Below are 14,451 nucleotides of genomic sequence, written 5' to 3' on the forward strand. Positions count from 1 at the left end.
CTTTCTTCAGGCAACGGTTATCCCTGACCGGTGAGGGTCATGATTTTTCGTTTCGTAATTTGCCGGATGGCACAGCGCCACCGGGCAGAATAGGCGCGCTACACGCGCCCGTAGCGGTCGGCGAATCGCACTACGTCGTCCTCTTCGAGATAGGTTCCGGAGCGCACTTCAATCAGGTCGAGCGGAATTTTTCCCGGGTTTTCCAGGCAGTGGGTGACGCCCAATGGGATGTAGATAGATTCATTCTCACCCAGCAGGGTGACCTCATCGCCCAACGTCACTTTGGCGGTGCCGGCCACCACGATCCAGTGTTCAGCCCGGTGGTGATGCATCTGCAGAGAGAGTCCCTCGCCCGGCTTCACGGTAATGCGCTTAACCTGGTAGCGATCGCCGGAGTCGATAGAGTCGTATTTGCCCCACGGGCGATAGACTTCGCGATGGATATGGTGTTCATGTCGGCCGTCGGCCTTAATTTTCTCGACCACCTTTTTCACGTCCTGCACCGCGTTGCGATCGGCGATAAGCACCGCGTCTTTGGTCTGCACCACCACCAAATCCTTTACCCCGACGGTGGTCACCAGGCCAGATTCCGCGTAGATGTAGCTGTTTTCGGTTTGGTGGCTAATCACATCGCCGTGGTGCACATTGCCTTCCGGGGTGTGATTGCTGATTTCCCACAGCGATGACCAGGAGCCGACGTCACTCCAGCCGGCGTCCATCGGCACCACGACTGCGTCGTTAGTGCGTTCCATCACCGCGTAGTCAATCGACTCGTCCGGGCAGCTCAGAAAAGCCTCTTCTTCAACGCGGATAAAATCGAGATCCGGGTCGGTGACGTTCATGGCGCTTTCGCAGGCGCGAAATATGTCCGGGCGATATTTGCCCAGCTCTTCCAGGTAACGCCCGGCGCGGAACAGGAACATGCCGCTGTTCCAGTAATATTCACCGCAGGCGACGTAGGCCTGAGCGGTATCGAGATTCGGTTTTTCCACAAACTGCGCAACTTCAAAGGCTAACGCCTCGCCCGCCCCTGGGCTCACCTCACCGCGACGAATGTAGCCATAGCCGGTTTCCGGCAGGCTCGGCACGATACCGAAGGTCACCAGCTTGCCGCTTTCGGCGTACGGCGTGGCTTCGCGCACCGCTGCGCGGAAAGCGTCTTCGTCCTGGATGACGTGATCCGCCGCCAGCACCAGCATCAGCGGGTCGTTATCCGGCTCGCGGCGAATAGCAGCCAGCGCAGCCAGCGCTATCGCCGGGGCGGTGTTACGCCCGGCAGGTTCCAGAATGATGTTTTCGGTCAGCTTGTTCAGCTGGCGCAGCTGCTCGGCGACGATAAAACGGTGCTGCTCGTTGCAGATAACCACCGGGCTCGCGCACTTCACCCCTTCCAGACGGTTAACCGTGGCCTGCAGCATGGTCATGTCCCCTTTCAGGCACAGGAACTGCTTGGGGTACAGCACTCGGGACAACGGCCACAGGCGACTGCCCGAGCCACCGGCCATTACGACCGGGAAAAGCGTAGATTGACTCATCGTTTAACCCCGAATATCAGCAATAAATTGGTTAAGCACGTGCTCTTTTTCGAGCGAACGTTCTGCCCAGGCGCGGGCTGCCGCGTTACGTTTTGGCATGCTTAGCGCCTGTTCAATCCCTTCCACCAGCGACGGAACCGATTCAGGCGTGACGCACACCGCGATGCCTGGGTTGTCGAGACACAGCTGTCCGAGCTCGGTGTCCGCTTCAGCGGTAATCACCGCGTTGCCGCCCACCGCCAGAATATTGGTCAGCTTGGACGGCAGTACCGCATCCGCCGCGCCACGCTTCTGGATAACCAGATGGCAGTCGCCCATCGCCAGCAGGGCGGGTAAATCGTCATAAGATTGCAGCGGCAGAAACTTCACGTTATCCAGCCCACGCTCGGCGGCCATTTTTTCCAGCCGCGCTTTGCCGCCGCCCTGGCCGACAATCACAAACAGCAGCGGCTGTTCACGCAGTTGCTCGGCGGCGGTAATCACGCTCTCCAGCCCCTGTTTTTCACCGATGTTGCCGGAGTAAAGCACAATCCGGCGATCGTCCGGCAGCCCCAGGCGCTGACGCAGCGCGATAACCAATGTCTCTGACACCTCGCGGAAACGCGATACTTCAGACCAGTTAGGGAAGAAGATCACCTTCTCCGCCGGGACGCCCTTCTCGCAGGCTTTGTTCATCATCGAACGCGAGATAGTCGAGACGTTATCGACGTTGTGCAGGCCGCTGCGCTCAAAGGCGCTGGCGAGCTTCGCCACCTTGCCGGATTTGCCGTTACCGGCCATGCCGAGCCCTAACATCGCGTCGACTTCATAATCCTGAATATGCAGCAGCGTGCGCGCCCCAGAGAGTTTGCCTAACAGGCGCATGCCCGGTGTGCAAAACAGCGTCGGTACTACGCCGATAATGCGGTCCGGCTTCCAGCGGCGCTGGGCCATCAGCGGGAAGAAGCTGCTGAGCGCAAAGCTGCCAAGATGCAGCAGGCGCTTGAGCGTCGAGGGCTGCTTTGGCACATACAACGGGCAGCGCCACACGGTGGCTTCGCCCTCTTCCCGGCGGTAGCGCCAGCTGGAGTAATTCTCGCCAACCTGCCACTCCGGGTAGTACGGCGGTGCGGTAATCACCCGAACTTCATGGCCCTGACGCGCCATCCACTCCACCATTTCTCCGGTGTACTTGCCGATGCCGGTCAGTTCAGGCGAGTAGTTAATGCCATACACCAGAATCTTCATAAGCCCGGTACCTCGGCCATTTTGTCGACCCGGAAGTAGGCACGGCTGTTTTCGTGGACGTTATCCGCTGCCAGTAGCGCCTTAGGGCTCATCCAGCGGTAATCGTTATGCTGAGCGTCCGGAAGGGTGAGCGCATCGGCGTCCACCTGCAGGCGGAACCCCAGCACGATGTAATGGGTGGAAAAATCCGTCCCCGAAAAGTTGTCATCGTAGAAATGCTGCCAGACGCCGTAGAAGCGGCCTGCCGTCATCGGCAGGCTCAGCCCCAGTTCCGCCTCGGTAAGGCGGGCAAACGCCTCGGCCAGCGGTTCATCTTTCTGTACCCGCCCGCCAGGGACAAACCAGAATCCCTGCGCAGGACGGTTGGTGCGCTTACCCAGCAGAAATTCGCCCTGTGCGTTCTCGACGATCAAATCGATAGAGATGAGCGGCGTAGAATGCACCACGGTGGCAAACGCCTCCTCGTTCAGAAACATGGTTACCCCCGGAAGCGGTGCTGGTTTTCGAGGAACCACTGGTAGGTGCTGGCAAGCCCAGCCTCCAGTGAAATCTCGTGATACCAGCCCAGTTGATGCAGGCGCGATACGTCGAGCAGCTTGCGCGGCGTCCCATCTGGCTTGGTGGCGTCAAACACCACGCTGCCTTTAAAGCCCACCACTTTTGCCAGCGTCTGCGCCAGCTCGCGGATGGTGCAGTCAACGCCGGTGCCGACGTTAATGTGCGACAGCATCGGCTGCGTGTTTTCCAGCCACACGCTGCGGTCCAGCTCCATCACGTGGATGCTGGCAGCCGCCATATCATCGACGTGAAGAAACTCGCGCATTGGCGTACCGCTGCCCCACACCACCACGTCGGCGTCGTTCTTCTGCACCGCTTCGTGGAAGCGACGCAGCAGCGCCGGGATCACGTGGGAGTTGCTCGGGTGGAAGTTATCGTTCGGCCCGTACAGGTTGGTCGGCATCACCGAGCGATAGTCGCGGTTGTGCTGACGGTTGTAGGACTCGCACAGCTTGATCCCGGCGATTTTGGCAATCGCGTACGGCTCGTTGGTGGCTTCCAGCGTCCCCTGCAGCAGCTCGCTTTCGTGCATCGGCTGGTTGGCCATCTTCGGATAAATACAGGATGAACCGAGAAACAGCAGCTTGTTCACGTTGTGCGTATGCGCCGCATGAATGATGTTGCTCTCAATCATCATGTTTTCGTAGATGAAGTCCGCCGGGAAGGTGTTGTTAGCAACAATACCGCCCACCTTCGCTGCCGCCAGATACACCTGAGTGATATTTTCGCGGGCGAAGAAATCGTGCACTTCACGGCTGTCCAGCAGGTTGAGCTCGTCGCGGCTGCGCAGAACCAGATCCACGTCGCCGCGCTGCTCAAGCTGTCGGACGATGGCAGAGCCCACCATTCCCCGGTGGCCCGCCACAAAAATGCGTTCTCTGGTCATACTTAAGACTCCAGCGCGATCGCCACTTCGTAACCGTGGGATTTCAGCAGGGAGTGTTTTTTCGCCGCTTCAAGGTCTTTGGCGACCATTTCAGAGACCATCTCCTGCAGGGTGATTTCCGGTTTCCAGCCCAGTTTTTCGTGCGCTTTGGTCGGGTCGCCGAGCAGGGTTTCCACCTCTGCAGGACGGAAGTAGCGTGGGTCAACGGCCACCATCACATCGCCCGGCTTCACGCCCGGCGCATCGTGACCGGTGACGGAGGCCACAATCCCCTTCTCTTCCACGCCTTTACCTTCAAAACGCAGTTTGATACCGAGCTGTGCTGCGGCCATTTCAACGAACTGGCGCACGGAATACTGCACGCCGGTGGCGATAACGAAATCTTCCGGCTGTTCCTGTTGCAGCATCATCCACTGCATTTTGACGTAGTCTTTGGCATGGCCCCAGTCACGCAGGGAGTCCATGTTGCCGAGGTACAGGCACTTCTCCAGCCCCTGGGCGATATTGGCAATCGCACGGGTGATTTTGCGGGTCACAAAGGTTTCGCCACGGCGCGGGGATTCGTGGTTGAACAGAATGCCGTTACAGGCGTACATACCGTAGGATTCGCGATAGTTAACCGTGATCCAATAGGCATACAGTTTGGCGACGGCATACGGCGAGCGCGGATAGAACGGGGTGGTCTCTTTCTGCGGGATCTCTTGCACCAGGCCGTACAGCTCAGAGGTGGACGCCTGATAAAAACGGGTTTTCTTTTCAAGACCCAGGAAACGGATGGCTTCCAGCAGACGCAGCGTCCCCATCGCATCCACGTCAGCAGTGTATTCCGGGGATTCGAACGACACCGCCACGTGGCTCATCGCACCGAGGTTATACACTTCATCCGGCTGCACTTCCTGCAGAATACGCGTCAGGTTGGAGCTGTCGGTCAAATCGCCATAGTGCAGGTGAAATTTCGGGTTGCTGCTGTGCGGATCCTGGTAGATGTGATCGACACGTTCGGTGTTAAAGGAGGAAGCACGACGTTTGATCCCGTGAACTTCATACCCTTTTTCCAGCAGCAGTTCCGCCAGATAAGAACCATCCTGCCCGGTTACGCCGGTAATAAGTGCGACTTTCGACATTATATTTTCCTCAAATAGTCCCGTTTAGGGAGTAACTTTCTCAACGCGTTTACGCGTGACCACTGCGGGATTGCCACGGCAAATCACATTTGCCGGTAGCGATTTAAAAACGCTGCTTCGTGCACCCACGATGGTGCCGTCGCCAATCGTCACACCGGGGGCAACGAAGACATCCGTTGCCAGCCAGCATTTCTCACCGACCACAATGGGCGTGGCGTTAATATCAAAATGCGCGCTCTGATAATCGTGGCTGCCGGTGCATAAATAACATTTCTGTGAGACGACTGAATTTGCCCCAAGGGTAATATCACCGAGGGTATATAATACTGCATCGTCCCCAACCCAGGCATAATCACCGATGGTTAATTTCCACGGATAGGTGATTTTTACCGAGGGGCGAATGACTACGTTTTTTCCTATTTTTGCGCCGAACAAACGTAATAAAAATACGCGCCAGCGGTAGAGTATCTGCGGGGACCAGGCAAATAACGTCGCCTGCACCGCCCACCAGATTTGAACTTTAATGCCCCCAGCGCCGCGAAAACCTTTCGGCACCGTAAAGCCAGATAATTCCTGCATCCTGTTTCCTTAAGCTTTGTGATATAAGGCTTTAGTTTTCCCGGTCGTTCGCAGGCGTAATAAATAAGATAATTCCGTCAGTACCGCTGGCATGCGTAATATCTCTTGCTGCACTTTTTTAGCATCCTGACACAATTGCAGGTTATTAGTGGTTGACACACCACCCATTGAAAATTCAGAAACCAGACCTTTAATACGTTTAAAGGCATAACCTGATTTATACATCCTGGCGGCCAACGCATAATCTGAAGAGACGCGGTACTGCACATCGTAAGGGTGATTTTTCAACCCACGCAGCGGGAAGAAAATAGCCTGATGGCTGGCCGGCAGGCTGTGGTAAATATACCAGCCCTGCTTCGCACTGCGGCGAATCTGAGTGCCATCGCCAAAGTCGAGCATTGCATCACCGAGGTACATGGCATCATCGCTCTTGCCGCGAAGTTGGCGGACAAACTGCGAGACGTCCGGATGAAAGCTGTCACCGGAATTGAGGAACAAGACGAACTTGCCCTGAGCCATGCGAATACCTTTATTCATCGCGTCATACAGCCCTTTATCCGGCTCGCTGACGTAGCGTAACTTGTATTGCCCATTACGTTTTTCGAGAAATTCCGCCGTACCATCTTCAGAGCCGCCGTCCACCACAATCCACTCAAAAGCGAGGCTCGGATCGTTCGCCAGATGGGCCAGCGAACGCCAGGTTTTCATCACCCCTTCCACGTTACGAAACGCCACGGTCACCACACTTAACAACATGTTCCACCTCATCTGCTGTCGGCAATATTCAGCGCTTTACGCAGAATAAAGGGACATACAATTAAAAAAGCATATTCCGGGCTAAATATCGAACCGGTAAAAAACAGTGATACCGGCGTGAAAAGATACAGCTGCACGGCGAAATTACGATTATTCCCAAAAGCGTTAATGAACATTCTAAAAACGTAATACAGGTAGCCGATGGTTAATATCACGGCAAACCAGGAAAAATAGATCATTAACAGATACAGTCCATTGTCTATGGTTTTTCCGACATCCGCACCGTTAAATATTCCGAATGATGCAACATATTCGTAAAGAGAACCGAAACGCACCACCCCATCAATACTGGTCAATGAATAACCGACCATTACCAACGGGCCAATAATCCGGTAATACGATGACGACCCTTCCGTCCCCAAATCACCAACACGTTCTGCAATATAAGGGCCAGCAAATATCAGGCCGACAAAGAAAGCCCCTAAAGAAATAATTGCTAAGGGCAATTTCTTTTTAATCGCCTCTTTGTTCAGGTACTGGAACGCCCATTCCAGCAGATAGAACAGGATAAATGTCATTACCCCAGAGAACGATCCTGAAAGAATTATCCCTGCGAGAATCATAGCATCAGATTTTGGGGTTTTGATACCAAACTGTTTGATGCAGAGCCAAATTGAGATTAATGCCAGAGCGAAGAATGCCGGTTCGAAATAGAGGGCCGTGGTGCGCTTTCCGCCAAATTTGATAAAGTTCAGTACATAGCTATTACTGTAAATAAGATATTTCGAAATCATCTCAATCAGGCTACTGCTGCCGGAGAGAATAATTTGCACCATCTCGAGCGCGGCAAGCATCACCACAATGCCGATAACCACGTAAAAAAAGCGCAGGATCTTACGGTGGTTGTGCGGTGAAATGGTTTTAAAACGAATGCTCCAGACCATGCCAATGATGATAACGATGTAGACAAACAGCATCGTCGAGGTGACGTATTTGCTCGGGTCCAGCGACTGGCCGAACACATAGTTGAACAGCGTCAACCCCACGCCAAGCCCGAGGGCAATCATCAGCTTTTTCAGGTTAATGCGTTCAACGAACAGCAACAGCAGCAGCGGGAGGAAGGTCACGATGGTGATAGGAAAGCTCTCGCCGAGCTGCGCCAGCTTCACGTTAACCAACAGATAGATTAACGGCAGCAGCAGATAGCTACAGACTCTGATAGAACGAGACATATTCCTCCAGCATCTGTTGCCCGCTATAGGCTTTACGGCTGCGGGCGCTGAACGCGCTGAGCGTGGTGCCAAACACCGCCTGCGCAATCTCCGCCTTCGGCATCTGCACCAGCGAAAGCGCCGCGCTTTCGTCAACCGTATGGCCGCCGGATTTTTCCAGCACCTCTTTTGCCGCCTCGCTGTGGGTGGCGATTACCGGCACGCCAATAGAGAGCGCTTCGCAAAGGATTAGCGGGTAGTTATCGACCCGAGAGCTAAACAGCAGCGCATCGAGCGGGTTGAGTTCGCTCATCAACTGGCGCTTGTCGGTGAGAAAACCGTGGTTCACCACGTTGGCGCCTTCAAACGGCGAGAACTTACCGAAGGTATGAATTTCCACTTTATCGCCGAGCGCCATAATGTCGCGCACCAGCCGCTGGTTGGTTTTACCGTCATAGCGCAGGTCGTGAGCGACAACGGCAATTTTTGGTCGAGGAGCGGTCGCCGTCATCGGCTTCAGCTCCGCCAGAATGGCTTCGGTGGCCACATCAATACCGTTGTTGATAATCAGGCAGCGCCCCGGGCCATACAGGCTATTAAAGGCATCTGCCACATGCTGGCTCGGGGAGATAAACTGGCAGCCGAGCGCGAGCATGCGGCGGAAGAGATGACGTTTTTCTTCCACCTGCTGATGGGCGCGATCCACCTTAACCGGCGGATAGTTGTCGAGCGTCGGGCACTTCAGACAGCCGTTTTTCCAACCGTCGCAGCCGTCAAGAAACGCACAGCGACCGGTGACGCTCCAGTGGTCGTGCAGCGTCCAGACCAGCGTGACGTCCGCTTTATGCGCCTTGATGCGCTCGCAAAAATCAATCATCTCCGCCAGATTCAGCCAGTAACTGTGCATCACGTGAAAATGCAGCACCACCGGCCCCTGGGTACGGGTCACCTGACGGTAAAGGTTATTCAGGTTGCCGAACAGGTCGCGGTTAAACAGGCGGAACAGCGCCAGGTTTGCCATTGAGGTCAGTCGCGCGGTCTGTTTCACCACCTGCGGATAACGCTCGTGGCTGACGCTCTTTTTGCCGCCCTTGCCGTAGCCATAGATAAACTGCGAGGACAGCCCCTGACGCAGCGCGCGCTGATGCAGGTCCAGCGCCACGCCTGCCGCGCCGCCTTCGGCGAGACGAACGTTAAATTGCAGAATATTCATTTAATTACCTTCACTCGCGCTTTTTCGCCCACCACCAGCGCATGGTCGGGAATATCGTCCAGCACCACGCTACCCGCGCCGATAGTCACCTGATTGCCGATAGTGATACCGCCAATAATGACCACGTTCGCGCCCAACTCCACGCCGTTGCCAAGCGTAGGGCAGTCCAGGCTATTCGGGCCGCGGTTGCCGAGGGTGACGCCGTGGCGAATCGTTAAGTCATCCCCCGCCACTACGTTTTTATTGATCACCACCGCATAGCCATGGTGAATGGTGAATCGTCGACCAATGGTCGCCGCCGCCTGAATTTCATAGCCAAAGATGCATTCGGTGATGAGGCGATAGGCCACCAGTACCGGCGCAGCCCACAGATTGTTAAGGACGTTTTTCTTGCGCCACACCGAGCAGAAATGGGCAACGCGATAAGCGGTGACCATGCAGCACGGGCGCAGGCTCCAGCTATTGGCGCGTAAATCTTCCAGCAGCATTATTTACTCCGTAATCCATCAACCCAGCGCTTACCGTTACGCACCGACAGCAGCGTCAGAAACGTCTTCCAGGTCATCCGTTTATTGCGGATCTGGTACAGGGTGAAGAGTTGGTACTTCTTGCTGGCGCGGTCAAACTTCTCCTTATGCTTGCGATAGAAGCTGAAGTAGCCGGAGAATTTTTTCGGCGAGGAGGTGATCTGCATCTCCCCGTGATTGATGTGCAGAATTTGCGTCGCCGCTTCAATCTTCCACGGTTCACCGTAGGCCATCACCATGCGCAGAAAAATGTCGTAGTCCTGCGCCGCCTTCAGTTCGGTATCGAACAGGCACTCTTTAAAGCGCCACGCCCAGCTAAAGACCTGGTTGCCAATAATGTTGCGCTTGTAGAACAGTTCACGAGAGAACGGTGATTTCGGGTACAGCGGCAGGCTGGCTGGCTGCGAATAGACCTCCCCTTCGCAGACGTAGTCGTTGGCGTAGAGAAACGCGTGGCTGTTAAGCTGCTGTTTGTCCGCCAGAAAGGTCGAGAGCCGGGTGGGCGTCCACTCATCGTCGTCGTCGATGCCGGTAATAAACTGGCCTTTAGCCTGTAAAATCGCCTGATTACGCACCGCGCAGGCGCCGGAGTTAAAGGCGTTATGGGTGTACTGTACGCGGCTATCGTTCAGCTCGGCGATGTACTGCTGGAGCTGCTCGAAGCTGCTGGAGCAATCATCGACGATAATCATTTCCCAGTGGGGATAGTCCTGACGCAAAACCGATTTGATGGCGCGAATCGCCAGCTGCTGTCGGTTCCAGGTCGGCATATAGATGGAGATCAACGGATAGTCTGTTGTCATGGGATATCCCTGAATAGGCAATTGGGCGGTTATTCCCCTCACCCCGGCCCTCTCCCCAAAGGGGCGAGGGAGAAAACCGAACCAGCCCTCCCTCAGAATGTGAAGATGAGCGCCGAACGGTCCTCTATCCCCTATGGGGAGAGGGTTAGGGTGAGGGGGAAAATGCTATTTAGAATCCGACTGATACTCGTACTCGTAGTAGCCGTAATCCTGATAACCGGTAGCGCGGCGGAAGATCGAGTTGAGGATCACCCCTTTTACCGCGATGCCGTTCTGCTCAAAGCGGCTCAGGCTGGTCTCCACTTCTTTGAGCGTATTGACCGCATAGCGCGTCACCATCAGCGTGGTGCCCGCATGGCGGCCCACAATCGCGGCGTCGGTGACGGCGAGAATGGGTGGGGTATCAATCAGCACCAGGTCATAGTTCGCACTCCCCCATTTCAGCAGTTCGCTAAAACGCTCCGCCATCAGTAGTTCAGACGGGTTCGGCGGGATCTGCCCGCGAGGGATGAGGTCGAAGTTGGCAACCGAGGTTTTCTTCGCACAGTGTTCGATCGCCGTTTTGCCCACCAGTACGTCCGACAGGCCGTTATCGTTGGTGGTGCCGAGCAGCTCGTGGGAGTAGCCTTTACGCATATCGCAGTCGATCATCAGCACCCGCTTGTTGGTCTGGCTAATCACCGCCGCGAGGTTGGCGCAGACGAAGGTTTTACCGATGGAGGGACTCACGCCAGTCATCATCAGCACATTGTTTTGCGCCTGCATCATGGCGAAGTGCAGGCTAGTGCGCAGGCTGCGAATGGCTTCAATCGCGAGATCGGTCGGGTTACCTATCGCCAACAGTTGGCTCTGCTTATAGCGTTTCACGCCGTTGACGCTCTTCACGCTATCGCGAGATTTCTGCCATTCGGAGAGCGGGATGCTGGCATACACGTTGATGCCCTGCTCTTCCAGCACCTGCGGGCTTTCGATACCGCGGTTAAACAGCGAGCGCAGCAGTACGCCGACAATCGACAGCATCAGGCCAAGGATAATGCTGCCAAGGATAATCAGCGCTTTCTTCGGCTTCACCACGCCCGGCTGGGTAATCGCCGGGTCGACGATACGCACATCGCCCACGGTGCTGGCTTTGGTAATTTTCAGCTCCTGCTGTTTGTTCAGCAGCTGCATATAGACCTGCTGACCGGACTCGACGTCGCGGGTCAGACGCACTATTTCCTGCTGGGTTTTTGGCATAGCCGTCACACGCTGGCTCAGCTTTGCTTTCTCTTCTTCCAGCGCCCGACGTTTTTCCAGCAGCGTGCGGTACGCCGGGTGGATTTTGGTGTAAAGCTTGGAGATCTCCGCTTCACGGAAAGTCAGTTCGTTAAGCTGAGCATCGATGTTCACCATCGAGTCGAGCACCGACTTGGCCTCCAGCGGCAGGTCGACGGAGTCTTTCTGCTGACGGTAGGCGTTCAGTTTGTTTTCGGCGATATCAAGCTGGCTGCGCACCTGCGGCAGCTGCACTTCGAGGAACTCCAGGCTCTTCGCCGCCTCTTCCGATTTGCGCGCCACGTTCTGCGCCACATAGTTGCGGGCAATGCTGTTGAGGATTTCGCGGATCTGGTCTTTGTCTTGCCCCACCATGGTCAGCGTCAGCACGCCGGAGTCTTTGCCATCTTCGGTAACGCTCAGGCTGTTTTGCAGGGTATTGATCATCCCCAGCGTCGAGTATTTGGTGACCGTAAAACTGGCCCCTTCATCGGCGGCAATCCCGGCAACCACCAGCGACACGCCGCCTTTATTGACAGGCTCACCCACTTTGCCATCAACGCTAAAACCACTATCGTTGCTAAAACGGAAGGTGGTTGGGCTCAGCACATCCAGCGTGAAGGTGCTGTCCGCCATTGAGGCCGGGCGTTCGAAGGTGGTGACTTTGACGGTCTGGTTCTGACGCCCCATCAGGCGATCCCACCCCGCTCCCAGAATCGGGAAGGTGTTTTTACTGACCGCAATATCAAGATCCAGGTCGTCGACGGTTTTGCCGAGCACCAGACGGGAAGTGATCATCTGGATCTCCGCCTCAGAGGCTGGCGGCTTACTGGTTAAGGCATTGCTGATATCCTGCACCAGCGCGCTGCCCTGATTCTGCTCAATACGCACCAGCGCATCGGCGCTGTAGATAGGCGTGGCGAAGATGGCGTAGATAATGGCAGCGGCGGCGAACAGCGCCGTAATACCCGCCACCCACCACTTGGCTTCAATAACGGTTCCCACCAGGCGGCCAATATCAATCTCATCGCCGCCCGAGGCCGGCGGGCTTATCTGTTTTACTTTATCAGTCATGGTTATCCCTGCTGCGCTTTCAATGCCTGAGCCCACTGGCTGGCAGACCTGTCGAGTAACTGGTACACCGCTTCAAACGCCTCGCGGCTTTTGCGATACGGATCGGGGATCTCGCGCTCGTTATCCCAATGGCCAAACAGCATCACCTTGCCGCGCATCTCCGGCGCCATTTCATGCAGGGTGGCAACGTGCCGTCTCTCCATCGCCAGAATCAGGTCGTACTCCCGGCACATGCGCCCGGATATTTGCCGCGCGCAGTGCCCCTCAAGCGAAATGTCATGCACTGCGGCGACGCTAACGGCGCGCTCATCCGCCGATTTGCCCACCAACGCCCCCAGCCCCGCCGAGTCAACGGTGACAGCCGGAAGATGACGGCGTAACAGGCGTTCTGCCGTGGGGGAACGGCAGATGTTCCCCACGCATACCACAAGAATTTTGTTAAACATGGCGGTTACCAGGTGTGAATGTCTTTCGCCGAGTCGGTCATGTAGCGAACGCCACTGATGGTCGGCAACAGTTGGTTGATCAGACGGTTCCAACGGGCAACCGGTGCGGTGGTGACGTAAACCACGTCGTAAGGCTGCAGGACAAAGTTGGTCGCCATCACCAGCGAGGTCGCATCGGACATATCCAGCTGGTAGACGTTGGCCATCTTGCCGTTGTTGCCCTCTTTGGTTGGACGAATAACGAAGATGCCGCTGGCGTCCGAGGTGGTCAGGTCGATACCTTCCGCCTGGCCAAGCGCTTCGGTCAGCGTCATGCCGCTGAAGTCCATTTTGAGCGTGCTCTGTTTCTTCACTTCGCCCATCACGAACACTTTGAGATCGTCGTTGCGCGGCACGAACAGAATGTCGCCCGGGTAGAGCAGACGGTTCTGGCTCAGATCGCCGTTCTGCATCAGCGCCTGCACGGAGATACGCTGCTCGCGGCCGTCGTGCGTCAGCACCACGTTGCGCCAGTCGGCCAGTTCGCCCAGCCCGCCGGCGGCGTTAATGGCGTCCAGCACGGTCAGCGGCACGTTGGTGATCGCCTGTTGGCCGGATTTGTTCACCTGTCCGGAGACGTAGACTTTTTGCGAGCGGAAGGCGGCGACGTTGACGTCAACCTGCGGGTCGGTGATATAGGCGGCCAGACGCTGGGTAATGGTCTGGCGGATTTCCGCCAGCGTGCGCCCTTTAACCTGCACTTTGCCGATGTAGGGATAGAAGATGGTGCCATCAGGCTGAACCCAGTTGCCGGTGTCGCTGGAGCTGCGATACTGCCCCGCCGGGGTCGTCAGCTCCGGGTGGTCCCAGACGGTGACGTTCAGCACGTCGCCCGACCCCACGCGGTACTGGTAATTGCTTAACTCCTGATCCAGCGACATGTTGGGCTGCGCGACGTTAGGACGCGGGCGTAATTGTTCAATCAGTCGCGGGGTCAGCGGATAAACATTCACCATTCGGCCAATGTCATAATCAGCATCCTGCTGCTTAATCACATCTTTTCCGTAGGTAGACATATTGCTGCCGGGAAGTATGGTGCAACCACTCATCAAGGTTACCGACACCAATAATGGCATCAATTTTAGTTTGGATTTCATCATTGATTATTTATCACTTTGGCAGAAAATTATCCTGTGCGAATTAAATTAATCCGTACCATTTGATTACCCTTACATCCACCATGCATTTAATTACCGGCGAATATAACTGGCATATATCC

General features: G+C 55.8%; 14 protein-coding genes. All 14 read right to left on the reverse strand.

Annotation, left to right across the window (positions count from 1 at the left end; translation table 11 throughout):
• Positions 1 to 98: 98 nt before the first annotated feature.
• Positions 99 to 1,535 (reverse strand): mannose-1-phosphate guanyltransferase, encoded by a 1,437-nt coding sequence (cpsB, locus tag ACLGE8_RS07445; protein WP_410997585.1) that lies wholly within the window; start codon positions 1,533 to 1,535, stop codon positions 99 to 101.
• Positions 1,536 to 1,538: 3 nt separating this feature from the next.
• Positions 1,539 to 2,762, reverse strand: coding sequence for a colanic acid biosynthesis fucosyltransferase WcaI (wcaI, locus tag ACLGE8_RS07450; protein ID WP_410997587.1), 1,224 nt, complete (start codon positions 2,760 to 2,762; stop codon positions 1,539 to 1,541).
• Positions 2,759 to 3,238 (reverse strand): GDP-mannose mannosyl hydrolase, encoded by a 480-nt coding sequence (locus ACLGE8_RS07455; protein ID WP_410997589.1) that lies wholly within the window; start codon positions 3,236 to 3,238, stop codon positions 2,759 to 2,761. The genes wcaI and ACLGE8_RS07455 overlap by 4 nt, the downstream gene beginning before the upstream one ends.
• A 2-nt stretch (positions 3,239 to 3,240) precedes the next feature.
• Entirely contained in the window at positions 3,241 to 4,206 is a 966-nt protein-coding gene (locus ACLGE8_RS07460) for a GDP-L-fucose synthase family protein (protein WP_410997591.1), read from the reverse strand.
• Between the two features lie 2 nt (positions 4,207 to 4,208).
• Complete coding sequence (gene gmd, locus ACLGE8_RS07465; protein ID WP_410997593.1) at positions 4,209 to 5,330, reverse strand: GDP-mannose 4,6-dehydratase; 1,122 nt, start codon at positions 5,328 to 5,330, stop codon at positions 4,209 to 4,211.
• A 24-nt stretch (positions 5,331 to 5,354) separates the two neighbouring features.
• Entirely contained in the window at positions 5,355 to 5,909 is a 555-nt protein-coding gene (gene wcaF / locus ACLGE8_RS07470) for a colanic acid biosynthesis acetyltransferase WcaF (RefSeq protein WP_410997595.1), read from the reverse strand.
• Between the two features lie 9 nt (positions 5,910 to 5,918).
• A complete protein-coding gene (wcaE, locus tag ACLGE8_RS07475; protein ID WP_410997597.1) occupies positions 5,919 to 6,665 on the reverse strand; it encodes a colanic acid biosynthesis glycosyltransferase WcaE in 747 nt (248 codons plus the stop codon).
• 8 nt (positions 6,666 to 6,673) lie between these two features.
• The gene (gene wcaD / locus ACLGE8_RS07480) at positions 6,674 to 7,897 is read right to left on the reverse strand and encodes a colanic acid polymerase WcaD (RefSeq protein ID WP_410997599.1); all 1,224 of its coding nucleotides are present in this window, start codon (positions 7,895 to 7,897) and stop codon (positions 6,674 to 6,676) included.
• On the reverse strand, positions 7,872 to 9,089 hold the full coding sequence (gene wcaC / locus ACLGE8_RS07485) for a colanic acid biosynthesis glycosyltransferase WcaC (RefSeq protein WP_410997601.1): 1,218 nt from the start codon (positions 9,087 to 9,089) through the stop codon (positions 7,872 to 7,874). The genes wcaD and wcaC overlap by 26 nt, the downstream gene beginning before the upstream one ends.
• Positions 9,086 to 9,574 (reverse strand): colanic acid biosynthesis acetyltransferase WcaB, encoded by a 489-nt coding sequence (gene wcaB, locus ACLGE8_RS07490; protein ID WP_410997849.1) that lies wholly within the window; start codon positions 9,572 to 9,574, stop codon positions 9,086 to 9,088. The genes wcaC and wcaB overlap by 4 nt, the downstream gene beginning before the upstream one ends.
• A gap of 2 nt (positions 9,575 to 9,576) precedes the next feature.
• Positions 9,577 to 10,419: a colanic acid biosynthesis glycosyltransferase WcaA gene (gene wcaA / locus ACLGE8_RS07495; RefSeq protein ID WP_410997603.1), complete on the reverse strand. Its 843-nt coding sequence runs from the start codon at positions 10,417 to 10,419 to the stop codon at positions 9,577 to 9,579.
• Between the two features lie 165 nt (positions 10,420 to 10,584).
• On the reverse strand, positions 10,585 to 12,747 hold the full coding sequence (gene wzc, locus ACLGE8_RS07500) for a tyrosine-protein kinase Wzc (protein WP_410997605.1): 2,163 nt from the start codon (positions 12,745 to 12,747) through the stop codon (positions 10,585 to 10,587).
• A 2-nt stretch (positions 12,748 to 12,749) separates the two neighbouring features.
• Complete coding sequence (gene wzb / locus ACLGE8_RS07505; RefSeq protein ID WP_410997607.1) at positions 12,750 to 13,193, reverse strand: low molecular weight protein-tyrosine-phosphatase Wzb; 444 nt, start codon at positions 13,191 to 13,193, stop codon at positions 12,750 to 12,752.
• A 5-nt stretch (positions 13,194 to 13,198) separates the two neighbouring features.
• Positions 13,199 to 14,332 (reverse strand): polysaccharide export protein, encoded by a 1,134-nt coding sequence (locus ACLGE8_RS07510; protein ID WP_410997609.1) that lies wholly within the window; start codon positions 14,330 to 14,332, stop codon positions 13,199 to 13,201.
• Positions 14,333 to 14,451 lie beyond the last annotated feature (119 nt).

The sequence above is a fragment of the Kluyvera sp. 142486 genome, from assembly GCF_046569695.1.
Lineage (GTDB): Bacteria > Pseudomonadota > Gammaproteobacteria > Enterobacterales > Enterobacteriaceae > Kluyvera.